The 24,517-nt window shown below is 39.8% G+C and carries 22 protein-coding genes; 10 read left to right on the top strand and 12 right to left on the bottom strand.

The window, feature by feature from the left end:
* Positions 1-57: 57 nt before the first annotated feature.
* Entirely contained in the window at positions 58-4,659 is a 4,602-nt protein-coding gene (locus FZF08_RS09020) for a translocation/assembly module TamB domain-containing protein (protein ID WP_159468300.1), read from the top strand.
* Here FZF08_RS09020 and FZF08_RS09015 read toward each other — a convergent pair.
* The gene (locus FZF08_RS09015; protein ID WP_159468299.1) at positions 4,649-5,176 is read right to left on the bottom strand and encodes a thioesterase family protein; all 528 of its coding nucleotides are present in this window, start codon (positions 5,174-5,176) and stop codon (positions 4,649-4,651) included. The genes FZF08_RS09020 and FZF08_RS09015 overlap by 11 nt on opposite strands.
* A gap of 22 nt (positions 5,177-5,198) precedes the next feature.
* A complete protein-coding gene (locus tag FZF08_RS09010) occupies positions 5,199-5,591 on the bottom strand; it encodes a hypothetical protein (RefSeq protein WP_159468298.1) in 393 nt (130 codons plus the stop codon).
* Positions 5,592-5,956: 365 nt separating this feature from the next.
* On the opposite strand from FZF08_RS09010, the gene pafA (FZF08_RS09005) reads away from it, so the two are divergent.
* Positions 5,957-7,630, top strand: coding sequence for an alkaline phosphatase PafA (pafA, locus tag FZF08_RS09005; RefSeq protein WP_229216470.1), 1,674 nt, complete (start codon positions 5,957-5,959; stop codon positions 7,628-7,630).
* A gap of 205 nt (positions 7,631-7,835) precedes the next feature.
* The gene (gene pafA / locus FZF08_RS09000) at positions 7,836-9,419 is read left to right on the top strand and encodes an alkaline phosphatase PafA (protein ID WP_409012656.1); all 1,584 of its coding nucleotides are present in this window, start codon (positions 7,836-7,838) and stop codon (positions 9,417-9,419) included.
* Between the two features lie 100 nt (positions 9,420-9,519).
* On the opposite strand, the gene FZF08_RS08995 is transcribed toward pafA (FZF08_RS09000), so the two are convergent.
* The 3 genes from FZF08_RS08995 to FZF08_RS08985 form a co-directional block, all read right to left on the bottom strand.
* A complete protein-coding gene (locus FZF08_RS08995) occupies positions 9,520-9,960 on the bottom strand; it encodes an NfeD family protein (RefSeq protein ID WP_159468297.1) in 441 nt (146 codons plus the stop codon).
* A 2-nt stretch (positions 9,961-9,962) separates the two neighbouring features.
* Entirely contained in the window at positions 9,963-10,880 is a 918-nt protein-coding gene (locus FZF08_RS08990; RefSeq protein ID WP_229216469.1) for an SPFH domain-containing protein, read from the bottom strand.
* A gap of 126 nt (positions 10,881-11,006) precedes the next feature.
* Positions 11,007-12,119 (bottom strand): acyl-CoA dehydrogenase family protein, encoded by a 1,113-nt coding sequence (locus tag FZF08_RS08985; protein WP_409012655.1) that lies wholly within the window; start codon positions 12,117-12,119, stop codon positions 11,007-11,009.
* 260 nt (positions 12,120-12,379) lie between these two features.
* Between FZF08_RS08985 and FZF08_RS08980 the strand changes: the two genes are divergently transcribed.
* Both FZF08_RS08980 and FZF08_RS08975 read left to right on the top strand, forming a co-directional pair.
* Complete coding sequence (locus FZF08_RS08980; protein ID WP_159468295.1) at positions 12,380-13,690, top strand: UDP-glucose/GDP-mannose dehydrogenase family protein; 1,311 nt, start codon at positions 12,380-12,382, stop codon at positions 13,688-13,690.
* 32 nt (positions 13,691-13,722) lie between these two features.
* Positions 13,723-14,715 carry a UDP-glucuronic acid decarboxylase family protein gene (locus FZF08_RS08975; RefSeq protein ID WP_159468294.1) on the top strand — a complete coding sequence of 331 codons (993 nt, stop codon included), beginning with the start codon at positions 13,723-13,725 and terminating at the stop codon, positions 14,713-14,715.
* 132 nt (positions 14,716-14,847) lie between these two features.
* Here the strand turns inward: FZF08_RS08975 and frr are convergent, their stop codons facing one another.
* The 6 genes from frr to dusB form a co-directional block, all read right to left on the bottom strand.
* Complete coding sequence (gene frr / locus FZF08_RS08970) at positions 14,848-15,408, bottom strand: ribosome recycling factor (RefSeq protein ID WP_159468293.1); 561 nt, start codon at positions 15,406-15,408, stop codon at positions 14,848-14,850.
* A 9-nt stretch (positions 15,409-15,417) separates the two neighbouring features.
* The gene (locus FZF08_RS08965; protein WP_159468292.1) at positions 15,418-15,900 is read right to left on the bottom strand and encodes a hypothetical protein; all 483 of its coding nucleotides are present in this window, start codon (positions 15,898-15,900) and stop codon (positions 15,418-15,420) included.
* Positions 15,897-17,246 carry an AAA family ATPase gene (locus FZF08_RS08960; RefSeq protein WP_159468291.1) on the bottom strand — a complete coding sequence of 450 codons (1,350 nt, stop codon included), beginning with the start codon at positions 17,244-17,246 and terminating at the stop codon, positions 15,897-15,899. The genes FZF08_RS08965 and FZF08_RS08960 overlap by 4 nt, the downstream gene beginning before the upstream one ends.
* Positions 17,247-17,262: 16 nt before the next feature.
* Positions 17,263-17,982, bottom strand: a complete 720-nt coding sequence (gene pyrH, locus FZF08_RS08955; protein WP_159468290.1) for a UMP kinase — start codon at positions 17,980-17,982, stop codon at positions 17,263-17,265.
* A gap of 62 nt (positions 17,983-18,044) precedes the next feature.
* Positions 18,045-18,575: an acetyl-CoA carboxylase biotin carboxyl carrier protein subunit gene (locus FZF08_RS08950; protein ID WP_159468289.1), complete on the bottom strand. Its 531-nt coding sequence runs from the start codon at positions 18,573-18,575 to the stop codon at positions 18,045-18,047.
* A complete protein-coding gene (dusB, locus tag FZF08_RS08945; RefSeq protein ID WP_159468288.1) occupies positions 18,569-19,558 on the bottom strand; it encodes a tRNA dihydrouridine synthase DusB in 990 nt (329 codons plus the stop codon). The genes FZF08_RS08950 and dusB overlap by 7 nt, the downstream gene beginning before the upstream one ends.
* A 121-nt stretch (positions 19,559-19,679) precedes the next feature.
* Between dusB and FZF08_RS08940 the strand changes: the two genes are divergently transcribed.
* From FZF08_RS08940 to FZF08_RS08920, 5 genes are all read left to right on the top strand, one after another.
* On the top strand, positions 19,680-20,639 hold the full coding sequence (locus FZF08_RS08940; RefSeq protein WP_159468287.1) for a CPBP family intramembrane glutamic endopeptidase: 960 nt from the start codon (positions 19,680-19,682) through the stop codon (positions 20,637-20,639).
* 45 nt (positions 20,640-20,684) lie between these two features.
* On the top strand, positions 20,685-20,906 hold the full coding sequence (locus FZF08_RS08935) for a putative signal transducing protein (RefSeq protein ID WP_159468286.1): 222 nt from the start codon (positions 20,685-20,687) through the stop codon (positions 20,904-20,906).
* Complete coding sequence (locus FZF08_RS08930) at positions 20,878-21,711, top strand: phosphatidate cytidylyltransferase (RefSeq protein ID WP_159468285.1); 834 nt, start codon at positions 20,878-20,880, stop codon at positions 21,709-21,711. Before FZF08_RS08935 ends, FZF08_RS08930 begins: the two co-directional genes overlap by 29 nt.
* Positions 21,712-21,902: 191 nt before the next feature.
* The gene (locus FZF08_RS08925) at positions 21,903-22,658 is read left to right on the top strand and encodes a carboxypeptidase-like regulatory domain-containing protein (protein WP_159468284.1); all 756 of its coding nucleotides are present in this window, start codon (positions 21,903-21,905) and stop codon (positions 22,656-22,658) included.
* A 143-nt stretch (positions 22,659-22,801) separates the two neighbouring features.
* Entirely contained in the window at positions 22,802-23,554 is a 753-nt protein-coding gene (locus FZF08_RS08920) for a carboxypeptidase-like regulatory domain-containing protein (protein WP_159468283.1), read from the top strand.
* A gap of 24 nt (positions 23,555-23,578) precedes the next feature.
* Here the strand turns inward: FZF08_RS08920 and FZF08_RS08915 are convergent, their stop codons facing one another.
* Positions 23,579-24,388 (bottom strand): UDP-2,3-diacylglucosamine diphosphatase, encoded by an 810-nt coding sequence (locus tag FZF08_RS08915; protein ID WP_159468282.1) that lies wholly within the window; start codon positions 24,386-24,388, stop codon positions 23,579-23,581.
* Positions 24,389-24,517 lie beyond the last annotated feature (129 nt).

Below are 24,517 nucleotides of genomic sequence, written 5' to 3'. Positions count from 1 at the left end.
TTCGCAAAAATAAGCAATTAACGATAAGATACGCAGGAATATGCTGCGAACCTATATATGGTAAAAACCCTGAAGGCGATCACCAATGTACTGGTTGTGCTTATGATCTTCGCGCTTTTAGCGCTTGGGATCATTACAATCGCCGTACAGTTTCCTTCGGTTCAAACATTTCTGGTACAAACCGCTACCGCCAGGATTTCAGAAAAAATGGGTTATCCTATTGAGATAACACGGGTTAATATTAAATGGTTTGATGTAGTTTCTCTGGAAGGTGTTTCTGTAAAAGATACCAGCCAGAAACAGATGATCGATGTCGGCCGGATTGATGTAAATCTGAACATGCAGAATATCATCCAGAACTCTGCCAATGAAGTCCATCTGGATGAAGTAACTTTATACCAGCCCAATGTCCATCTGATTGTCGCACCAAAATCCGGTGATTTGAATATTGATGGATTTATTAACCGCATTGTTGAATTAACTTCTTCCGATACGCCAAGACCGGCTAATGCTCCGGAAAATAACACACCTTTTACCATTGGAAAATCAAAAATCGTCGACGGCACTTTTCGCTATGATGATCCTAGAAAACCGCGTGATAAAGGCTCCCGGACTTTTGATTATTCACATTTTGAGCTGAATAAACTCAATGCGGATCTTAAAGATTTCCTTGCTCAGGGCGATACGATTTCATTTTTGGCAAAAAATATGAAAACGGTCGATAAACAGACCGGAATGACGATGCACGATCTGGATACGCGGTTCTTGTTTTGTCAGAAAAAAATGGAGCTGAAAGAACTAAGCGCCCACATAGGGAATTCTTTTATCGGGAATGATATCAGTTTTCATTACAACCGTTCCGGTGATCTTGGGGATTTTAATCATAAAGTTTTTTTAAGAGCGCATTTTGTAGATAGTAAAATCAGTTCGACTGATCTGGGTTTGTTCTCAACTTATGTGGATGGATTAAGGGAAACCTGGCGCGTTTCGGGAAATTTTGACGGTAAGGTTGACGATTTTGAATTATCACATGCTGATGTTCATTTTGGCCAGGGAAGCCGTTTATTGGGCAATCTTGGGTTTAAAGGCCTGCCGGATAATGGTCCGGATATGAATCTTCAACTTTCTCTTTCCAAAATTTTGCCCGTCGATCTTGTGCAGTACTATCCTGAATGGAAATCGCATGAAACGTTGCAAAAGTTTGGAGTGACACTTTTGGAAGGAAAATTTAAAGGGACAATTCAGGACTTTGATGTGAAGGCTTCCGTTTCCTCGGAACTTGGAAAAGCATCGGGCGATCTTGTTTTTCATATAACAGATGAAAAAACGACTACCTATTCAGGAGAAGTGGCGACATCGGATTTTGAAATTGGGAAACTTATTGATGAACCTGAAACCTGGCAGCGTCTGGATTTTTCCGGAACTATTCATGGAAAAGGACTTGATTTGGCTAATGCCTCCACAAACATGGATGCCGTGGTTTCCAGAATAGGTTTCAAAAATTATGACTACCGGAATATCGGTTTGAAAGGAAATCTTCAAAATCAATATTTCAATGGGCTGGTAAGCACCAAAGATTCGAATCTGGTTGTGAATCTGGAAGGTGAATTTGACCTTTCCAAACCTAAAAATTCGTTTGATCTGCAAGGTGTTATTGAAAAAGCAAATCTTATGCAATTGGGGTTTACCAAAGATGCCATTACGCTTCAGACCCGGCTGGATATCAAAGTGGCCGGAAATACGGTGGACGAACTGGTAGGGGATGCCAAGCTTTTAAACACGTTTTTAATAACTCCCAAAAAAGAAAGAAATCTGGTTATTGATACTTTGTTGTTTTCTTCCAGACAAAGGCTTGACAAACGGATTCTCAATCTCGAAAGTGAATTTTTAACGGCGAAAGTAGAAGGAGATTTTGTGCCAACCCGCGCCTGGAAGGATGTAAGCCAGGTTTTGGAAGAATATCAACTCTATTTTCTGGAGAACGAATCGGATCGGAATGCGTATTATTTGAAAAAAGAAAAGAAAATTATTCAGCAGCGGTATGAGATTGATTACGAAGTTGAAACAAAAAATATAGCACAGTTCCTGGCATTTGTGAGTCCGGAGGTTTACGTTTCCCATGGTTCCAAAGCGGAAGGGAAATTCAAGATGGACAATACTGCCTTTTTGTCTTTCAATGCAACTGCAGACACGGCTCGCTACGGGAAAAATGAATTTATAAAATCGGAAGTTGACGTTACCACTTCTAAATTTGTGAACAGCGCAGAAGTTCTTGCCTCAGTGCTTGTTACTTCAACCAAACAACAGATTAGCGTATTGGTACCGACCGAAAAACTGGAACTGGAAGGAACCTGGGATGTGGATCACATTGATTTTGATGGCGGTATCCGGCAAGTGAAAAGTACCAATCTGGCAAATCTTGCCGGAGAAATCAGATTTTTGGCGGCCGGTCTTGATATCAGTTTTAAGAATTCCCGGCTCAATTTACTGGATGAAGAATGGAATATGCCTGCAAACAGCCTTATTTCCATTGTTGGCCGGGATATAACTTTTAGTAATCTTGGGTTAATCAATGGAAAGCAGCGGTTGGCAGTAAACGGAACTGTATCTGCTGATCCGGACCGGACTTTACTTTTTGATATAAAAAACTTTAAACTGGGAACGCTAAACCCGGTTTTGAATACGCAGCTTGCAGGTATCATGGACGGTTCTGCCAAAATGCGTGATGCTTACAACAGCGTTGTTTTGGATGCCAATTTTAATGTTGAAAGTCTGGGTTATGCCAATTATGAGTTTGGGAATTTTGCAGGAACCGGAGAATGGGACCAGTTTGATAACCAGTTGCAAATTGATGCTGAACTCACCAAAGACGCTCGAAGAATATTCAGCGTCGTTGGCTCTTATCGTCCAAAGTTAAGTGCAAATACTCTAAATCTGAAAGCCATTTTTAACGATATGGATTTCAAAGCTTTGGAGCCATTTGCAGAAGAACTGGTTTCGGATGTAAGTGGAAAAGCGCATGGAACTGTATTGATCAAAGGGACTTTGAATGCGCCGGTTCTGGACGGATCGATAATGGTTGAAAAAGGCCGGATGAAATTCGATTATTTGCAATCGATTTTTACTTTTAGTGACAAAATTAATTTTACCGAAAGTGAAATTACCGTTAACAATATTACGCTGACAGATCCTGATGGAAATACAGCTTCTTTACGCGGGGGCGTTTTTCATGACGGTTTTAAATATTTCAGTTTAGGTTTTAATGCCGATCTGCACAATTTCAAAATCCTGAACACAGGAGTCAAAGACAATGACATGTTTTACGGAACAGCTTATGTTACAGGGCCTGTAAACATTTTTGGCCCGATAGATAATATGAATATCGAGGCCAACGTGACCAGTAATAAAGGAACCCGGATTCATATTCCGCTGGACGGCGCGACAGAAGTTGCAACGCAGGATTATATTCAGTTTGTCAGCCAAATACCGAAAGTCGATAGTACCACGCTTGATAAAGACAACCAGCCGAGTAAAGTGGCAGGCGGAATCAAGATGAATTTTAACTTCAATCTGACGCCCGATGCTACCTGCGAAATCATATTTGACAGACAAACCGGTGATATTATCCGCGCGAATGGAAACGGCCGTCTCAATTTAAATATTGATACAAAAGGTGATTTTACGATGGTCGGAACTTATGAAATTGATAAAGGAGATTATAATTTCACTTTACAAAACGTTATCAACAAGAAGTTTACAATAAAAAAAGGAAGCCGGATTGTTTGGTCGGGAGATCCTTACGGTGCTCAGCTGGATGTAAAAGCAGGTTATACGCAGCTTGTTTCGCTGGCCGGAGTATTACCCAATACCTCATCAAGCAATGTATCCGGTAACGAAGCAATTGCGACAGCATTATCACGAAGGTACCCGGTGGAAGTTTCTATTTCTTTATCGGACAGACTGATGTCGCCGCTTATAAAATATGATCTGCAAATACTTGATAATCCTTCTTTAAGTGTTTTGCGTGGACAATTGGAAGCTTTTCAAACGAAACTGAAATCGGATGAGCAGGAGCTCAGTCGGCAGGTGAGTAGTTTGCTGGTTGTCAATCAGCTTTTGCCGGAAGTGAATGCGGCGAGCAGCCAGAATTTCGTTGGAAACAGTATCAGTGAACTGGTTTCAAACCAAATCAGCCGTTGGGCTTCAACGCTGAATGAAAAACTGGAAGTGGGGGTAAGCGGACTTTCCCTGGATCAGAATGCGCTGAATAATCTTCAGCTTCGTTTCTCTTATCGTTTTTTAAATGACCGTTTCCGTATCACACGAGACGGGAGGATAAGTTCAGGCGTTACCGGAGCGGGACAATATGATGCAACGAGTATTTTAGGGGAATGGACGCTTGAATATTGGCTAACACCCAATGGTTCAATCAGGGCAAAAGCTTATAACCGAAATATTCAGAATCCTTTATTTTTGAATAATACTTTGACAACAGGTGGAGTAAGCATGCAGTTTACACATAGTTTCAACCGCTTCAAAACAATGCCTAGACCGACATTGCAGGTTCCTTATGTACTGCCAATCCCAATTCCCACTGATTCGGTTGATAAGGATACAACCAATATTAAAATGATTTCCAGAAAAGAACTTATGCGTTAGTTCCTTGAGAAAGCGCATATTTTATTTCATGGATCCGGTCGTTAAATTGGAGATTCGGGAAATCAATATTGGGGACGCAGGTAGCCGCCAGATATGCCATCACTTCTTCATTGTGCGGTACTCTTTTTCCGGTTAAAATACTGATATGTTTGGAGGTTGTCCACAGCATCGTTTTCAATTCCGTACGCTGATCGTTGGTCATGAAATATTCAGTAACCATCGTATCCTCATTATAATGGATAACGCGGGAAGTTATGCGCGTCCATTCACTGATCAGCGCCGGACGAACATAGGCGATCTGATGCTGATATACCACCCAGCTCGTTTTCAATTCTCGGAACATGGCCTCAAAGCTAAATCCATAAAGTTTGGAAACCTGATCCTCACGGGCGTTGAAAAAATATTCAAAATATTTTGAATTGTTCAGGTGCATTAACGGATCACAATCCTGAAAACGAACAATGACTCTTGACTCTGCCTCAACGGGCATTTTTGATAAATCTCCTGTGAAAAGCATCTCTCTTGATTAAGCTTTTTAATTATTCGCCACGGTATCTCACAGCCAAACCTTTCATAATATAGCCTTCTTTTTTTACAGAAGTGTAATATTTATATTGCACATTGATCAGCGCACTGGCTCCGATTTTCTGTGCTTTCATGACAAGTCTCGCAGCCAAAAGTTCCTTGGTTTCTGCATCATTCCCACGATACATCATTTTCCTGTCCTTGGTTTGTCTGGCTGTCAGAGAATCTTCACTGCTGATTTCAACCCACCCAATTTCTGAATACGGACGGTCAAGCGACTGATTGTCGTAAAGAACTTCAATCGGATATTTTTTACTGGTTGAAATACCCATTCCGGATGCGCATCCCATCAGCACGATTACGGCAAGAGCCAATACAATATGACTTACTTTAATTTTATCGGACATTCGATTATTTAGGATTATGGTAACAAAACTGAGAATCTTATCGCTGAATTCCCACAGATTTAATAAAAATATGGAACGACGTAATACTTTCTTTAAAGATATACACCAGTTACCCCAACGATTGTTGCGTTCCAGCCTGAAATTAAAACCAGATAGGGTTAATAATGCTATTTTTGTCTTTCTAATAAAGGTAAAGAATAAACATCCGGGCTTTTGTCGACTAAGTAATTATTTGTTAAACTAAAATTGGCCTGAACAAATAGTTAAGTAGTATATATTTGAAGCCGGATTATATATTATTGTTAGAAAAAAAATTAGAATCCATTTCGGACTTTATAAGAGCACAATTATACAACTGATTTCCTATGAAACATATACCCAGGTTATTTCTGCATGCTTTGGTCATGGGTTGCATGCTAAGTTCTTTGGTTTATGCACAAATTCCTTCAAAAAATATTTCTAAACCCACAACACTTTCCCGGCCGAAACTAGTCGTAGGCATTGTAGTGGATCAGATGCGCTACGATTATTTGTATCGTTTTTATAATAAATATTCGGAAGGGGGATTGAAAAGACTAATTAACGATGGTTTCAACTGTCGCAACAATCATTATCATTATGCTTTAACGGTAACAGCGGCAGGTCATTCAGCGGTTTACAGCGGTTCTTTACCGGCAATCAACGGGATTATTGGCAATGATTGGTTTGATACTAAAACGGGTCAGAAAGTTTATTGTACTGATGATCATGACGTTTCCACAGTTGGAAGCAATAATGTGACTGTGGGAAAAATGTCGCCAAAAAATCTTTTGACCAGTACAGTAACGGATCAACTACGGATTGCTACTAATTTTCGTTCCAAATCAATTGGTATTGCAATCAAGGACAGGGCATCAATTCTCCCGGCAGGACACTCGGCAAACGGTGCTTACTGGTTTGATTCAAAAACCGGAAATTTTGTTACCAGTACTTATTATATGAACCAGCTTCCCAAATGGGTTCAGGATTATAATGACAAAAAAATGCCGTCCCTGTATTTGAAAAAGGGTTGGAGTTTACTTTTGCCTGTTGATCAATATACCGAAAGTACACCGGACGATGAGCCCTGGGAAGGGAAATTACCGGGAGTAGCAAAACCTGTTTTTCCCTATGAACTGGCCGGTTTGGCTGGTGATGCATTTGGAGTGGTCACAACAACTCCATGGGGAAATACCATTACAAAAGAGATGGCGATTGCCGCTATCAAAGGTGAAAATCTTGGAAAAGGAAAAGACACGGATTTTCTGGCCGTAAGTTTTTCTTCACCCGACAGAATCGGTCACGCTTTCGGGCCAACATCGATTGAGCAGGAAGACGATTATCTAAAACTTGATCTTGAATTTGCCGACATGCTTACTTTCTTGGATGGTTGGGTTGGTAAAGGAAATTATACGGTTTTCCTGACCGCAGATCATGGTGGGGCAGATGTTCCTGCGTTTTGGAAAGAACATAAATTGCCTGCTGGTTTGCTGGATGCTGCAAAAGTCGAGGAAGCTGTCAAAAAATCGCTGTCCGATGCTTTTGGTAGAGGAGATTTTGTTTTGGCAAGTGAAAACTACCAGTTATATCTTGATCATAAACTGCTAAAAGAAAAGAAAATTTCAATGGCAGAAGCTCATGAGGTTATCAAAACGGCATTGCTTCCAATTGAAGGAATTGCTGATGTTTTAAATTTGACTGATATAAATAAATCTCCGTTGAATACTTATCAGCTGGAATTGTTCAAAAATAATGTGAACGCGAAAAGGAGCGGAGATCTTCAGATAATTGTTCAGCCAGGCTGGTTTGCTGGTGGCGCAACCGGAACAGATCATGGCACACCTTATAATTATGATACGCATGTTCCTTTCCTGCTTTATGGCTGGGGCGTAAATAAAGGTGAAACTTTGCGCCGGACAACGATTGCGGATATTGCGCCAACAATTTCTGCTTTGCTGCATATTTTACCACCGAGCGGAAATGTTGGAAATCCCGTAGAAGAAGCTTTGAAGAAAAACTGATAATCAGACAACTATTGTCGTCCGGGTAGTTTCTTACTTTTGAAGAAAATCCAGATTGTTTCCAGTTTTGATTTTGACCTTTGTCTATTGTGTAATAAGTATTGACACTAATAAATTAATATCCTGAATCGTGAGAAAATTATCCTTCTGGGTTATGGGGATGTTGGCAACTTTTTCTGTTGCTGCCCAAACACCAAAAAAATCAATGGTTTCCAGTTCAAAAACACTTGCACGACCTAAATTGGTTGTCGGTATTGTTGTTGATCAAATGCGTTACGATTACCTGTACCGGTATTACGACAAATATGTAGAAGGTGGATTGAAGCGTTTTATGAACGAAGGTTTCAATTGCCGGAACAATCATTATAGCTACGCATTGACCGTTACAGCGGCGGGCCACGCGTCTATTTACACCGGTTCCATTCCGGCGATTAATGGAATTATCGGAAATGAATGGTATGACCAGAATGCTGCAAAAGGCGTTTATTGTGTTGAAGACAGCACGGTAAAAACAGTAGGAAGCACTAACGTGAGCGTTGGAAAAATGTCTCCTAAAAATTTACTGACAAGTACCGTAACGGATCAACTAAGAATTGCTACCAACTTCCGTTCCAAAACAATTGGTGTTGCCATTAAAGACCGTGGATCTATTTTACCAGCCGGACATACTGCCAACGCGTCATACTGGTTTGATTCGAATACCGGAAACTGGGTTACAAGTACTTTTTACATGAACGATCTTCCGCAGTGGGCGAAGGATTATAATGCCAAAAAAATGCCTTCAGAATATTTGAAAAAGGGATGGCAGTTGTTAAATCCGATTGATCAATATACACAAAGTACGCCTGATGATGTTGTCTGGGAGGGAAAACTTCCGGGAGCTAAAAAACCGGTTTTCCCTTTTGAACTGGCTGGTTTTGCGGGTGATGTTTTTGGTACCGTTACAAGTACTCCGTGGGGAAATACAATTACCAAAGAAATGGCGATTGAAGCTATCAAAGGTGAGAAACTTGGAAAAGGTACTGACACTGATTTTCTTGTGGTAAGTTTTTCTTCTCCTGATAAAATCGGGCATATGGCCGGGCCAAATTCAGTTGAACAGGAAGATGATTATCTTAAACTGGATCGCGAATTTGCCGAGCTGTTTTCATTTTTGGATAGCTGGACGGGAAAAGGAAATTACACTGTTTTTCTGACAGCTGATCATGGAGTTGTGGACGTTCCAGGTTTTGCCAAAGAGCATAAACTTCCGGCCGGACTTGCCAACAGAACAGTGTTGGGAGATATTGTAAAGAAAGCTTTGGAAGAAAATTTTGGTAAAGGAGATTTTATCAAAGGCAACAATAATAATCAACTGTATCTGGATCATGCATTATTGAAACAGAAAAAAATCAATATTTCCAATGTTTACGAGGTAGTGCGTGAGGCTTTACTTCCGGTAGACGGCATTGCGGAAGTTATTAATTTGAGTGACATGGGACGAGCGCCGTTGAATACCTACCAGCTTGAACTTTACAAAAATAATGTAAACGCAAAAAGAAGCGGAGATATTCAGATTGTAACGCAGCCAGGGTGGTTTTACGGTTCGTCAACAGGTACTTCTCACGGAACACCTTACAATTATGACACGCAGGTGCCTTTCGTATTATATGGTTGGGGGATTAATAAAGGTGAAACGCTGAGACGCACCTCTGTTTCCGATATAGCGTCAACGATTTCTTCATTACTGCACATTTTACCTCCAAGCGGAAATATTGGAAATCCGGTTGAAGAGGCTTTGAAGAAATAAAATACATTGATAATTGAAAAGACCTCAAAGGGATTTGGTTTCCTTTGAGGCCTTTTTTTGAAATATAGCTATTTTGTTGCCAATGAGAATTTGATATTCTCTAAGATTCCTCCACCACCAAAGTAATTCCTTCTGTCCGCTGAATAATTACTTTACTACCAGCTTCAATCGGTGCATGATTTTCAGAAATTGCGCTCCATTCAGCACCACGGTAATATATTTTCCCTTCTCCACTTGCCGGTATATCCCTTATTACCATAGCCGTTTCTCCTGCAAATTCCTTATACTCCTGATGTTTGTCGTGCCTGGCCTCCATTAATCTTTTCGCATTTTTTCTAAAAATGATTAATGTCAAAATTGAAATTACAGAGAATGCCACGATCTGGTATTCGAGACTTGGCAATAAACCTATTGCTGCGAGTAAGGCAGTTATTAATCCTCCAACAGCAAAAAATACAAAAACCAATGCAGTACTTACCAGCTCTGCCACCAACATCAGCAGTCCGATAATCACCCATATTTGTGGCAACGACAAATCCATATCTATTTCTTTGGTTCGGAAGATTTTACTATACTCATGGCTGCGGCAATCATTCCACCCATATCGGCGAAGTTAGCCGGTAGTATCATGGTATTGCCCGCTTTCGCAAGTTTTCCAAATTGTTCAACATAATTATCTGCGACTTTCAGCTGTACAGCCTCCATTCCTCCTTCGGTTTGAATTGCCGCTGCTACCAGCCTTATACTTTCCGCTGTGGCTTCCGCAACGGATTTTAAAGCGGCAGCTTCACCTTCCGCCTCATTAATCTGACGTAAGCGCAAACCTTCAGATTCCAGTACTGCTTTTTGCTTTTGTCCTTCCGCAACATTAATGGCAGCTTGTTTTTCACCATCTGATTGCAAAATCACGGCCCGGCGTTCCCGTTCAGCCTGCATTTGTTTTTCCATCGCAATCAGTACACTTTGCGGAGGCGTGATATTTTTTATTTCATAACGAAGCACTTTTACGCCCCAGCCAATCGCAGCATCGTCGATGGATTGTACAACGGCGCGGTTAATGGTCATTCGTTCTTCAAAGGTTTTATCAAGATCAAGTTTCCCGATCTCACTCCGCATTGTGGTTTGTGCAAGTTGTATCACTGCAAAAGTATAATCTGCAATTCCGTAAGCCGCTTTTTTAGGATCAATTACCTGAATAAAAATAACGCCGTCCATACGTACCTGTACATTGTCACGGGTAATACAGATTTGTTCAGGAATATCAATAGCCGTTTCTTTAAGCGTGTATTTATAGGCAATCCGGTCAAAAAACGGAATGATAAAATTAATTCCCGGTTGTAGTACACCGTAGAATTTCCCAAGCCTTTCCATGATATAAGCAGTTTGCTGCGGAATTACTTTTACCGTCATCAAAATGGTAAGTACGACAAGGACAAGAAGTACCAATAGTGGAGTCATCATTGTTTTTTGTTAAGGTTTGTAACGAAAATAACCTTGTCGCAAACTTTTTCCTAACAATGTGTTACCAACGACCTGCAAGCGCGGTCGTCGGTAATAGTACAGGATGGATGGTCTTTGTTAAATATGTTAATCTTTCAAGATTTCTTTTGAAATAACCATTTTTTGAATTTCGCTGGTGCCTTCTCCAATGGTGCAAAGTTTGCTATCGCGATAAAATTTTTCTACCGGATAATCTTTTGTAAAACCATACCCGCCAAAAATCTGAACAGCCTCGTTTGCAACGCGCACGGCGGTTTCGGAGGAATGATATTTGGCAACCGAACTTGGTAATGTTACCGTTTGGCCTTTGTCTTTTAAAGCCGCTGCGTGATATGTAAGCAGCAAAGATGCCTGAATATCAGTATACATATCGGCCAGTTTAAAAGCGATGGCCTGGAAATTCGAAATGGATTTGCCAAATTGTTTTCTTTCTTTGGAATAACTTAAAGCAGCCTCATAAGCACCTAAGGCAGTACCTACTCCCAAAGCAGCAATAGAAATTCTTCCACCATCCAAAACTTTCAGCGACTGAATAAACCCGTCGCCAGTTTCGCCCATTCGCTGATCGTCAGAAATAAAACAATCCTGAAATATAAGCTCCACGGTTTCTGATGCACGCATACCGAGTTTGTTTTCTTTCCGACCAGCGCTGAATCCCGGTGTTCCCTGTTCAATAATAAAAGCCGTTGCTCCATGTTTATCGCCAGGCTCACCGGTTCTGGCAATTAGTACGGTAACATCACCGCTTTTCCCGTTTGTAATAAAATTTTTCGATCCGTTAATAATCCAGCCGTCTCCTTTTCTAACTGCTACCGTTTGCATATTTCCTGCGTCGGATCCGGTATTTGGCTCGGTCAGTCCCCAGGCTCCGATCCATTGTCCGGTAGCCAGTTTTGGGAGATATTTATTTTTTTGCTCCTCGCTTCCAAACATCAGAATATGATTTGTACAAAGAGAATTGTGTGCAGCCATGGACAATCCGATGGAAGGATCAACCTTTGAAAGTTCAATAATTGCGGTTACGTATTCGGCATAGCCAAAACCTGCGCCACCGTAAATTTCGGGTACAAGCATACCCATCAGTCCAAGCTCTCCAAGCTGGTGAAATATCTTTTTTGGGAAAAATTGTTCTTCGTCCCATTGGCTGATATTTGGTTTTATTTCCTTCGCTGCGAAATCACGAACGGTTTTTTCAATCATCGACCGGATTTCGGCTTGTTGGTCTTCGGTTAGATCTGAGGTGTGCATGTCGTTTATGTTGATGAGTAAATATGTATAGTTCAATTATAAGAAGAAATGAACATATTTCATTGCCGAATAAAAACAAAAGCGGATGAGAAGAAGTTTGATTCGTATAAAAAAATTACTTTTGCTTCCAATGACGTTTTGAGAGCTTAATAAAATACAATTTAACAGGTTATTAAATCTAATTCATCGCAGCTATATTATTATAGGATTTTATGAAAATAGCAGTAGTAGGAACCGGCTATGTTGGGCTGGTAACAGGAACTTGTTTCGCTGAAACAGGAAATCAGGTCATTTGTGTAGACATTGATGTGAAAAAAATTGACCGTATGTTAAATGGAGAAATTCCAATTTACGAACCGGGACTCGATGTTCTCTTTCATCGTAATGTGGAAGAAGGTCGTTTGAAATTTACAACAAACCTTGCAGAAGGAATTAAAGATGCAGAAGTAATCTTCCTGGCGCTGCCAACACCTCCGGGTGAAGATGGTTCTGCGGATTTGAAATACATTCTTAAAGTAGCGGATGATCTTGGGTATATTTTGGATAAATATGCTGTGATCATTGATAAAAGCACAGTGCCGGTAGGAACAGCTGAAAAAGTACGTGCAACGATTGCAAAAAATGCAAAAGTTGAATTTGATGTAGTTTCTAATCCTGAATTCCTGCGTGAAGGTGTTGCCGTTGAAGATTTCATGAAGCCTGACCGTGTTGTGGTTGGTACTACTTCTGAAAAAGCTAAAAAGGTAATGGAGAAACTTTACGCACCTTTGGTACGTCAGGGAAATCCGGTTATTTTCATGGACGAACGTTCTGCGGAAATGACAAAATATGCTGCGAATTCTTTCCTTGCCATGAAAATTACTTTCATGAACGAGATCGCAAACCTTTGCGAAAAAGTAGGAGCAAATGTGGATGATATCCGTCGTGGTATTGGTACAGACAGCCGTATCGGAAAACGTTTCCTTTTTGCCGGTATTGGTTATGGAGGCAGCTGTTTCCCGAAAGATGTTCAGGCTTTGGCAAAAACATCAGCAGATTTCGATTATGATTTCAGAATTTTGAAATCAGTGATGGAAGTAAATGATGATCAAAAGAAGAAACTTTTGCCGATGGTTCATAATTTCTTCGATAACGATCTGAAAGGAAAAACAATCGCAGTATGGGGATTGGCTTTCAAACCTTACACAGATGATATCCGTGAAGCACCGGCTTTGGAAAATATTGAAGCTTTGCTTGCAGCAGGAGCTAATATTACGGTTTACGATCCGGAAGCGATGGATAATGTAAAAGCAATTTTAGGAGATAAAGTTACTTTCTGTCACACGCCTTATGCTGCTTTGGATGATGCAGATGCGCTGATGATTTTCACAGAATGGCCGCAATTCCGTACACCTGAATTTGAAAAAATGGGTAAATTGCTGAAAAATAAAGTAATTTTTGACGGACGTAACCTTTACGAATTAAGCACAATGCGTGAAATGGGTTATACTTATTTCAGCATCGGCCGGGAAAAAGTATCATAATTTTGTCTCAATCTCAATAAAATATATAATTCATGAAGCGTGTACTAATAACGGGAGCGGCAGGTTTTTTAGGGTCGCATCTTTGTGAGCGATTTTTAAAAGAGGGAATGTACGTGATCGCAATGGATAACCTGATCACAGGTGATTTGCGGAATATCGAACATTTGATGGCTGATCCAAATTTTGAGTTCAATCACCATGATGTGACAAAATATGTGCACATCCCGGGAGAACTGGATTACATCCTGCACTTCGCATCTCCGGCCAGCCCGATCGATTATTTGAAAATCCCTATCCAGACCTTAAAAGTTGGTGCCATGGGAACGCATAATTTATTAGGACTTGCTCTTGCCAAAAAAGCACGTTTTATCATTGCTTCTACTTCGGAAGTTTATGGAGATCCTTTGGTTCATCCGCAGACGGAAGAATATTGGGGCCATGTGAATCCGATTGGCCCAAGGGGCTGTTATGACGAAGCAAAACGTTATCAGGAAGCAATCACGATGGCATATCACCGCTATCATGCTGTTGAAACGCGTATCGTTCGTATTTTCAATACCTACGGACCAAGAATGCGACTGAATGACGGACGTGTGTTGCCGGCATTTATCGGACAAGCATTACGTGGAGAAGATATCACGATTTTCGGAGACGGATCTCAGACACGCGCTTTCTGTTATGTTGATGACCTTGTTGAAGGAATTTACCGCTTGCTTTTAAGCGATTATGAATTGCCTGTAAACATTGGAAATCCTTCGGAAATCACAATTAAGGAATTTGCTGAGGAAATCATCGCATTGACGGGTACAGACCAGAAAGTTGTTTACAAAGATCTTCCACAAGATGATCCGAAACAACGTCAACCGGATATTACAAAAGCAAGAGAAATCCTTGGATGGGAACCGAAAGTTGCCCGTGCAGAAGGTTTGCAGATCACCTATGATTATTTCCGTAATCTTCCAAACGAAAGATTATACGAAGAATCAAACCACAGAGGTTTCGCAGATTTTAAGAAGGAAGACTAGTTTTTAGCTGTAAGCGTTTGGCTATTAGCTAAATGTGAGAGAGAAAAAAATACAAGAAACAAAAAAATCCCGCAGCAATGCGGGATTTTTTTGTTGAAGCTAAATGCTAATCGCTAAAAGCCAACAGCTAATCTAGACCTCCATTATTTCCTTTTCCTTCGCAACAAGTATTTGCTCTACTTTTGAAACAAAAGTATTGGTAAGCTGCTGAACGCGGTCTTCACTTATCTTCACAAGATCTTCTGCAACACCTTCTTTTGTCAATTTTCGAAGTGAGTTGTTTGCATCCTGACGAATATTGCGAATATTGATCTTCGCAGTTTCAACTTCGTTTTTAGCACGTTTTGCCAGTTCACGACGACGTTCCTCATTAAGCGGCGGAACGGAAATACGGATCATTTCACCATCATTTGAAGGTGAAAATCCAAGATTCCCGTTACGGATTGCTTTTTCAATATCATTAATTGTTTTTTTCTCAAACGGACGAATTGCAATCGTTCTTGCATCTGGCGTATTGATGGTCGCTACATTTGACAAAGGTGTCATAGTGCCGTAATAATCAATCTGAAGCCCATCCAGCATTTGAGGAGATGCCTTTCCGGCGCGTATTTTACCAAGTTCAATAATTAAGTGCTTAATAGCACCTTCCATCGTGTCTTTGGCGTCGTCCAGATATAATTCTATTTCTTCCATTGGTAACTTTTATATTATTTCAATTAGTTTTTGACTTTCGATTCTTATCAACTTCCTGGTAGCGATATTGGAATTAGATTTATACTTTTCTTTTAAAAATTTAAAAAGAGAAGCTTTTTCTTCTTGATAATTTCCACCAACCTTGGTTTGGGTTATTCGACAACAAAAGTTGAAGTCCCTTAATTTAGCATAAAGAATATTTACAGTCGACTCAATCTGTAACACTGCATCTTCTAGCTTTTTTCCTTTAAGTTCCACAAAATAAGCTGTGTTCTCTGTACAATCCAGGATCAGATAGTCACATTTTTTCTTATCCGATCCCTTGATTAAACAATCATCTACTCGTATTTTGATTAAATGATGATTATTATTTTTAATGAAAAATTGAGAAGTTCCTTTTTTATCCTTCACTGATAATTCATTCGCAGTATTACCCGAATATTCTAAACAGTCAGCAAATATTTGTTCCAAAAAAGGATTACAATTTTTCATTCGCTGTATTCAATTTCCAAAAGCTTATCAAAGTCTTCCATAATATCATCGGAAATATTATCTAACACTTTATGACTTATTAGATTCAACTCCGAATTGTATATATTTTTGATACTGAAATTGTTTTCTTTAATGTTTTCATGCATGTGACCCGCAAAAAGATTTTCCGGATTTATCCAGAATTCTCTGCTAAGTATATTGGCAACTTCTTCGGACTTGTTTTCTATTTGAGCTGCAGTGTAAGCTTTAATAGAATTGTTTAAGGTCGCTAAAATATATGGACTGTGCGTAGTGACGATAAGTCTGGCGTTTCCATTCTTTTGATTGCTCAAAAGTGTAATTAGATTGGTGATATCTCTTTGAGCGTCAGGAAAGAGATGCGCTTCTGGTTCTTCTATAACTATATCATTATTATTATCAATTAAGTCGAACAGCAGATATTGAATGGTGTTAATGAGCCATGCGGATTCTTGCTGGCCTGAGGAAGTATGTTTAAGTGGGACGACATAGCCGGAATTATTGTGATATTGCATTATTCCATCTCCATTATCCCCAATATGGAAATCTCCTTTTAATATTTTATAAGATAAAAAGTTGCTAAGTGAAAAAATGTCCTTCTCTGAATTTTTTAATATTAATCGTGCACTTGCTCCAAAGAAGTTATCGTAATCAGGTGAAGTGATGAATTTTCTTATTTTATTAGTGAATTTTATAAAGTCGCTGTTAAAATAGTCTAAACTATTACTTTCTACAAATGAAAAAGAATTGGATAGCAATGCTAAAATCCCTCTGCCCGCAGGAACATATACTTTCTGTGATTTAGTCCTGTTAGGTAAATTTTCAGTTAACTCATTTGAAATTATTTCTATAAAGTCATTAAGATTTATTTTTTGCTGCCGAAGTAATTTTGCCAGAGCAGGAGAATCTTTTACACGTTGATCAACTTCATTGATTTCATTTAAAAAACCATTACTTAACTTAATATCTTCTTCAAGTCCTAAGGAGTACGCGGTAAGATCTACAATTATACTATATCCGTTTTCATAGAAATAGGAAATGTTTCCATTTCTAATCGTTGGAAAAAAGTCGGAAATTAATTTTCTAATATCACCTTTAAATGTCTCGGCATAATTGACATCTTCACGATGAGTTTTAGTCAATAAATTACCCATGTAGGTTGGTAATATCTCTTGTCTAAACTTATCCTCAACCTTCCAAAAGAAATAAATTAACTTAGCCAGCGTGCTTTTTCCCGAAGCTTGCGGCCCAATAAAAACCATGTAATCCTTGATTTCAAGGTTTATGTCTTTTAATGGGCCGAAATTTTTGACTTCGATGCGCTGCATGTATTTTGGAATTATATTAATTCGATATCAAAGTCCCCACTTCTTCACCCATCACAAGGTCAAAAAGATTGCCGGGTTTGTTCATATCAAAAACGATAATAGGGACATTATTTTCTTTGCACAGTGTGAAAGCCGTCAAGTCCATAATTTTCAGGTTTCTGGACAAAGCTTCATCAAAAGTCAATGACGTGTATTTTGTAGCCGTAGGATCTTTTTCAGGATCTGCTGTGTAAACACCGTCAACACGCGTTCCTTTCAAAACGACTTCTGATTCTGATTCAATCGCACGCAACCCTGCTGTTGTATCGGTTGTAAAATAAGGATTACCTGTTCCGGCTCCGTAAATCACAATACGTCCTTTTTCAAGGTGGCGTACAGCGCGGCGACGAATTAATGGCTCACAAACCTGTTCCATTTTAATGGCAGACATCAGGCGTGTCCGCATTCCGTGTTTTTCCAGAGAACTTTGAATTGCCATTCCGTTTATTACAGTGGCCAGCATGCCCATATGGTCGCCCTGTACCCGGTCAATTCCTGATTTTTCTACCGATGCGCCACGGAAAATATTTCCTCCGCCGATCACAATAGCAATTTGTACCCCTACTTCCGCAATTCTTTTAATTTCACGGGAATAGATTTCCAGAATGTTAAAATCGATTACTTGTGTTTTATCTCCGCCGTTGAGTGCTTCTCCGCTTAGTTTGAGAAGGATACGCTTGTATTTAGGTTCGGGCATGATTTGTTTGTTGGTGTTTTTTCTGTAAAAATAAGTGTAGGCAGCTCAGATTACCAAGCATTTTATTGAAACTCTACCAATACCTGGTTTTTTTCTACGATTTGGCCCGGCGTAATCTTCAATGTTTTCACGATTCCGGTGCCGGGGGATTTGATAATATTCTCCATTTTCATGGCCACCAGTACCAGCAAAGTTTCCCCTTTGTGCACTTCCTGGCCAGGTTCAACGGCAATGGATTGGATCAGTCCCGGCATTGGTGCTTTCAGATTATTAATTTTTGTGCTGGCTGTTGCCTGCATTCCCAATCCTTCGAGCAGCAGATCAAACTGATCTTTGACGGATGTTTCAAATAATTGTCCGTTGATAAGAAGCTTAAAAGTTTTATCGGCGGCGCCTGTTTCCAGAACTTCAACATTATAAGACCGGTTTTTCCATAAAACATGATATTGATTCTGACTTATCTTAACAATATCACCATCGAAAATATTTTCTCCGATCAGCCACTGATCTTTTTCCTGATTTATTTCAAAAGTTGAAACTTCACCCGATAAAACACCCTCTACGGTTTTGCCGCCAACATTCACTTTTAGCATAATACTTCACTGAATTCCTGTACAACTTCATTAAGTATCTGATCCAGTTCTTCAAAAGACATGCCTTCAACCAAACGCATACGGAACGGTTTGAAATTTTCCAATCCTTTGAAATAATTGGTATAATGACGGCGCATTTCAAAAACCCCGGCTATCGGGCCTTTCCAGCGAATGGAGAATTCCAGGTGTCGTCTACAAACGGCCACACGTTCTGCAAGGGTAGGAGGTGCCAGTCTCCGGCCTGTTTTGACAAAATGTTTTATTTCATTAAAAATCCACGGATTGCCAATCGTGGCGCGCCCGATCATAATGCCGTCAACACCGAAACGATTTTTATATTCCAGCGCTTTTTCCGGACTGTCCACATCTCCGTTTCCGAAAATTGGAATTGTGATACGCGGATTGTCTTTTATTTTTGATATTAAAGTCCAGTCAGCCTCACCTTTATACATCTGTACGCGGGTTCTTCCATGTACGGAAAGTGCCTGAATTCCGATATCCTGCAATCTTTCTGCTACTTCCTGAACGTTTTTTGTGCTTTCATCCCAGCCCAGTCGGGTTTTTACGGTCACGGGCAGATGTGTAGATTTCACAACAGCTTCCGTCATGCGCACCATTTTAGGAATATCCTGCAACAACGCAGCACCGGCACCGCGGCAGGCAACCTGTTTTACCGGACAACCATAATTTATATCGATCAGATCCGGATTAACGCGGGATGCAATCTCTGAGCAAGCACCCATCGTTTCCACATCGCTTCCAAAGAGCTGAATGCCCACCGGTCTTTCGTATTCAAAAATATCCAGTTTCTGCACGCTTTTTGCTGCATCACGAATTAAACCTTCCGAGGAAACAAATTCGGTATACATCAAATCCGCTCCGTTTTCCTTGCACACCGCACGAAAAGGCGGGTCGCTCACATCTTCCATGGGAGCAAGCAGCAGCGGGAAATCTCCCAGTTCTATTTTGCCGATTTTTATCATTAGTACAGGTTTGAGATTCTTGTGGGAACAGATTTTATAAGTCTTTTATTCACTTAATCTTATAGCTCAACAAGCACTCAATATTTTTAAATTCATAATTAGCTGTAAATTTACACCAATTATGCAAAAAAGTTATTCAAATTTGGTACATACACGGGTGCCCGGTACGTTGGGAGGTTTGTTGGTCTTGGTTGGTTTCGTGCTTATTGGAATGGCTGTTGGTAATATTTTAGCAATTGTAATCCTTGCTTTACTTACATCTTCGGATGCAAATAGTATTACCGGCTTGTTAACTACATTGTTTGCAGAACCTGAAAAAGTGGCCAATGGATGGCTTTTAATGATGGTTTTGCAGGGAACTGTACATTTTTTCTCCTATCTTCTTCCTTCGCTTTTGTACTGGTTTTATATGGAGAAGAAAGGTTTTCAGGATTTTAATTTTAAAGATAAACCCGCAGTATCCATCTGGTTTTTTGCCTGCATTTTAGTTCTTGTTTTTATTCCGGCCAATAGCTTTTTTATTGATTTGAATTCCAAAATGGTATTTCCGGATTTTTTATCGGGCTTAGAAAACTGGATGCGTGATAAAGAGGATCAGAATGCGATGCTTACAAAATTTATGACAGGCTACACACAGGTCGGTCAGCTCATTATTGCACTTATTGTGGTGGTACTTCTGCCGGCAGTTGGTGAAGAAGTCTTGTTTCGTGGGATTATACAACGTAAACTTGCACAACATTGGGCCAATCCGCACGTGGCGATCTGGGTTTCCGCTGCCATTTTCAGTGCAATCCATTTTCAATTTTTTGGATTTTTGCCGCGCATGATACTCGGCGCTTTGTTTGGGTATCTTTATTTTTGGTCGGGGAGAATCTCCGTGGCTATTTTGGCGCATTTTGTGAATAATGGATTTATTCTGGTCATGATGTACTTTCACAACATCAAAGTGCTGGATATTAATATTGAAGAAACAGATGTCATGCCGGTCGCTGCGATCCTTGCTTCGGCCGTACTTTCGATTGGGATTTTATATGAAATAAGAAAAACCGGAAATAAGCAACCGGTATTTAACAACGAATAAACAAGAGTTTAGATAATTAAAACAGTACTTGCAGGAAGAATTTTTATGGATGATAATTGGGGAAAGGTATACGATACCAAACAAATGATCAGGGCGGAAATTGCCAGGGAAATATTGGAACAAAATGAGATAGCAGCTGTGATTGTTAATAAACAGGATAGTGTTTATCCAATTTTAGGACAGTTTGAAGTACATGTTCCTATGACTGAATTTGTTCGGGCGCAAACCATTCTATCTAATGAAGACTCCCTTACAGAATCTGAGTAATTTACAGCAGCGGACTGTTACCGGCTTGATAGGATTTGTGATAATTCTTAGCTGTATCCTGTACAGCGAATGGAGTTTTTTACTGCTTTTTTGTACGATCAGCTCGCTCACACAACTTGAATTTTACAAGCTGCTGGGCCTCGACGGAAATCAGCCATTAACATATTATGGTACCTTTTGTGGCACAGTTATGATGTTATTGGCGTACCTTATAGAGCAGGACCTTGTCTCATTCGAGAATTACTTCCTGATAAGCCCTCTGCTGTCAATGATTTTCTTTATCAAACTTTACAAAAAGAATGATTTAAAACCATTTACAAATATTGGCTTTACTTTTTTGGGGATAATTTACGTAGCATTGCCTTTTTCATTGATCATCGTGATGGCGATGCGCGGAGGGACCTATAATTACGAGATCGTTTTGGGAAGTCTGCTTTTACTTTGGGCTTCTGATATCGGTGGCTATTTTGCGGGAACAAACTTTGGGAAACGGAAGCTTTTTGAACGTATTTCTCCAAAAAAATCCTGGGAAGGAGCAATAGGCAGTGCCGTTTTTGCTACACTGATCGCTTTTGTGCTCGGACATTATTTCCGTACCTTCGAACCTTGGAAATGGTATTGTATCGGCGGAATTATCGTGGTGGTTGGTACCTATGGAGATTTGGTCGAGTCATTATTTAAGCGTAGTATAGCAATTAAAGATTCTGGGAATAGTATTCCGGGGCATGGTGGATTTTTGGATCGTTTTGATGGATTGCTGCTTTCAGCGCCCTTTATTGTAACTTTTCTTAAATTGTTTTCCTGAAAATCCCACGAATGTCTTGGAGAGGCAATGCATCCGGATACCATTCGTTTTTAAGTAGCGGAACAATTCTTTAGAAATACAGAAAGATTATATTGAGATAATTTTATAATATATTAAGGTCATTTAATCAACCTATAACCCTTAAAGGCGCAGGAGAGAAATATTCCGGCACCGGAAAACGAATTTTAAGAATGAAAAAACGATTTTTAATATATTTTGCGATACTTGCGAGTGTGTTGTGTGGACGGGAGATTTTTGCACAAGGCGAGCAAAAGGCTATTATTTTTACGGGGGTAGTGGTTGGAGGAAAAAGTACAGACCGTTTGCCGGGAGCGTACATTTTTATTCCAAAAGCCGGAAAAGGAACACTAGCAGACAGCAGAGGTAATTTTACTATCCCGGTTTTTCCTGGTGATAGTATTATTTACAGCTACGTAGGTTACAAAAAGCAATACCACGTTATTCCAAGGAATTACAACGCTGATACTTATTCGGCCATTGTGGCCATGCAGGAAGATGTGACCATGCTTTCAGAGGTTAAGATTTATCCATATGCCACAGAAGAAGATTTCAAAAAGGCATTTCTTGCTTTGAAATTACCAGATCAGGCAGATCGCGACGCGTTAGCGCGCAGTACGGATCCTGATTATATCAACCGGATGGCGGCTCAGGTTCCCAACAATGCACAGACGAATTATCGCTACACCATGGATCAGCAATTGTTTGGTCGTGAATCTGCGGCTGGAAAAGGTTTTGCAACAACGTTCCCATTCCTGAATCCATTTGCCTGGGCCAACTTTATCAAATCAGTTAAGAGAGGTGATTTGAAACAAAAGGAATGGAGAAAAGATCTTAATAATGCGCCTCGTGAAAGTATTACCAGACAGGACGTTATTAAAAAGAATGAAGAATTTGAAAATCCTAAAAAGGATGATAATAACAAATAATTTGAAATGTTAAAATATCTTAAAATTCAGCTCACAAGGCTGAATTTTTTTTGTGCCTTGTCGTTACTCTTTAACAGAATTTGTAAGTTTGTCAACCTCGTCTGGTCATTTATTCCAGCGCTGAAATAAATATCGGATAACAGATGAAAAATAAGGTTTTGCTATTTTGGATATGCTTTGCAGGGCTTTTTAATGCGCAAACCCTTTTTGCTCAGGGAGAACAAAAAGCTATTATCTTTTCTGGTGTTGTTGTAGGCGGAAAAAAAACGGATCTTTTACCAGGAGCATATATATACATTCCAAAAGCAGGAACTGGCACGCTGGCACATCGCGACGGCTCTTTCACAATCGCTGTTTTTCCAGGCGATAGTATTGTTTATAGTTACGTTGGATATAAAAAGCAATATCATATTATTCCCAAAAACTATAATGCTGATACCTATTCGGCGATTGTTTCCTTGCAGGAAGATGTGATGATGTTATCGGAAGTCAAGATTTATCCGTACAGCAGTGAGGAAGAATTCAAAAAGGCATTTTTGGCATTGAAGTTACCGGATCAGGCGGATCGTGATGCATTAGCAAAAAGTTCTGATCCGCAGTATATCAGAAGATTATCAGAACAGGTAGCCAATAACGCGCAGACGAATTATCGGTATACCATGGATCAGCTGATGTTCGGGCGTGAATCCTCGGCCGGAAAAGGTTTTGCAACAACTTTCCCATTTCTTGACCCTTTCCGCATAGCAAAGTTTATTAAATCGGTGAAAAACGGTGATTTAAAACAGCAGGAATGGCGGAAAGTACTGAACGGTACGCCACCGGAAAGTATCAATAAATATGATGTGCTAAATAACAAAGGTCAGTTTGATCAGCTCAAAAAGGAAGTCAAAAAATGAGTTGGGTAGAAAGTAACCAGGTATTTAAATAAATTCTTTCAATACCACTTTTTCGCCGTCATACGTTGCATATGCCTGTTTCGTTTGTTTGGTAACCCATTCTCCCAGATTTATATAGCGACTGTTGTCATTCACTGCAAGGTCAAGAACAAGGTGCCGGTGTCCGAAAATGTAATAATCGTGATGCTGTTCTTTTTCAACTTCTTTGCAATAGTGAAGCAGCCATTCATATTCCGCTCCAACAAATACTTCTTCTCCTTTTTTGATATTGGCAATCCTGCTTCTTTTTGACCATTGCGAAGCGATCCACATCCCAACATCCGGATGAACGATCCTGAAAATCCATTGAAAAAATGAATTTTCGAAAATCCGTTTCAGGATTTTATACACCTTATCTCCGGGGCCAAGTCCATCACCATGTCCAACTAAAATTGACTTTTTTAAACCTGCTGAATTTGTGATTTCAAAGTTTATAGGATTGCGGTAAATAGTGGCTCCAATTTCTTCCTTCAGGTAGCCGAACATCCACATATCATGATTTCCTGTAAAAAGAATCAGCTCGATTCCCCGGTCAGAAAGTTCAGCCAGCTTCCCTAATAAACGTACAAATCCTTTTGGTACAACATGTCCGTATTCAAACCAGAAGTCAAAAATATCTCCTACCAAAAAAATGATCTGTGCATCATGTTCAATGGATTCCAGCCATTTTACCAATACTCTTTCACGATCCCTGCTTTTTTCGGCAGACGGGACGCCAAGGTGAAAATCGGAGGAAAAATAAATTTTACGGCCTTCCTGTAATGCAACAGATCTTGTTTCGAAATTGAAAATCATGCGATATAAACTAATGCGCCGCAATTTACGATGTTCTGGGAATTCAGCATAACGGAATATTCAGTAATATTTGGTAACCGTTAACTCAATATTTTTGACATAAAATAGGATTATTCTTAAATTTAAAAA

It is taken from the genome of Dyadobacter sp. 3J3, from assembly GCF_009801115.1.
Lineage (GTDB): Bacteria > Bacteroidota > Bacteroidia > Cytophagales > Spirosomataceae > Dyadobacter.
The sequence above is the reverse complement of the archived record's forward strand: the minus strand, read 5'-3'. Positions and strand labels throughout refer to the sequence as shown.

Bases quoted from the DNA above. Each gene is read 5' to 3' on its own strand.
- FZF08_RS09020 (WP_159468300.1), top strand. From the start codon at position 58: ATGGTAAAAACCCTGAAGGCGATCACCAATGTACTGGTTGTGCTTATG.
- FZF08_RS09015 (WP_159468299.1), bottom strand. From the start codon at position 5,176: ATGCTTTTCACAGGAGATTTATCAAAAATGCCCGTTGAGGCAGAGTCA.
- FZF08_RS09010 (WP_159468298.1), bottom strand. From the start codon at position 5,591: ATGTCCGATAAAATTAAAGTAAGTCATATTGTATTGGCTCTTGCCGTA.
- pafA (WP_229216470.1), top strand. From the start codon at position 5,957: ATGAAACATATACCCAGGTTATTTCTGCATGCTTTGGTCATGGGTTGC.
- pafA (WP_409012656.1), top strand. From the start codon at position 7,836: ATGGTTTCCAGTTCAAAAACACTTGCACGACCTAAATTGGTTGTCGGT.
- FZF08_RS08995 (WP_159468297.1), bottom strand. From the start codon at position 9,960: ATGGATTTGTCGTTGCCACAAATATGGGTGATTATCGGACTGCTGATG.
- FZF08_RS08990 (WP_229216469.1), bottom strand. From the start codon at position 10,880: ATGATGACTCCACTATTGGTACTTCTTGTCCTTGTCGTACTTACCATT.
- FZF08_RS08985 (WP_409012655.1), bottom strand. From the start codon at position 12,119: ATGATTGAAAAAACCGTTCGTGATTTCGCAGCGAAGGAAATAAAACCA.
- FZF08_RS08980 (WP_159468295.1), top strand. From the start codon at position 12,380: ATGAAAATAGCAGTAGTAGGAACCGGCTATGTTGGGCTGGTAACAGGA.
- FZF08_RS08975 (WP_159468294.1), top strand. From the start codon at position 13,723: ATGAAGCGTGTACTAATAACGGGAGCGGCAGGTTTTTTAGGGTCGCAT.
- frr (WP_159468293.1), bottom strand. From the start codon at position 15,408: ATGGAAGAAATAGAATTATATCTGGACGACGCCAAAGACACGATGGAA.
- FZF08_RS08965 (WP_159468292.1), bottom strand. From the start codon at position 15,900: ATGAAAAATTGTAATCCTTTTTTGGAACAAATATTTGCTGACTGTTTA.
- FZF08_RS08960 (WP_159468291.1), bottom strand. From the start codon at position 17,246: ATGCAGCGCATCGAAGTCAAAAATTTCGGCCCATTAAAAGACATAAAC.
- pyrH (WP_159468290.1), bottom strand. From the start codon at position 17,982: ATGCCCGAACCTAAATACAAGCGTATCCTTCTCAAACTAAGCGGAGAA.
- FZF08_RS08950 (WP_159468289.1), bottom strand. From the start codon at position 18,575: ATGCTAAAAGTGAATGTTGGCGGCAAAACCGTAGAGGGTGTTTTATCG.
- dusB (WP_159468288.1), bottom strand. From the start codon at position 19,558: ATGATAAAAATCGGCAAAATAGAACTGGGAGATTTCCCGCTGCTGCTT.
- FZF08_RS08940 (WP_159468287.1), top strand. From the start codon at position 19,680: ATGCAAAAAAGTTATTCAAATTTGGTACATACACGGGTGCCCGGTACG.
- FZF08_RS08935 (WP_159468286.1), top strand. From the start codon at position 20,685: ATGGATGATAATTGGGGAAAGGTATACGATACCAAACAAATGATCAGG.
- FZF08_RS08930 (WP_159468285.1), top strand. From the start codon at position 20,878: ATGAAGACTCCCTTACAGAATCTGAGTAATTTACAGCAGCGGACTGTT.
- FZF08_RS08925 (WP_159468284.1), top strand. From the start codon at position 21,903: ATGAAAAAACGATTTTTAATATATTTTGCGATACTTGCGAGTGTGTTG.
- FZF08_RS08920 (WP_159468283.1), top strand. From the start codon at position 22,802: ATGAAAAATAAGGTTTTGCTATTTTGGATATGCTTTGCAGGGCTTTTT.
- FZF08_RS08915 (WP_159468282.1), bottom strand. From the start codon at position 24,388: ATGATTTTCAATTTCGAAACAAGATCTGTTGCATTACAGGAAGGCCGT.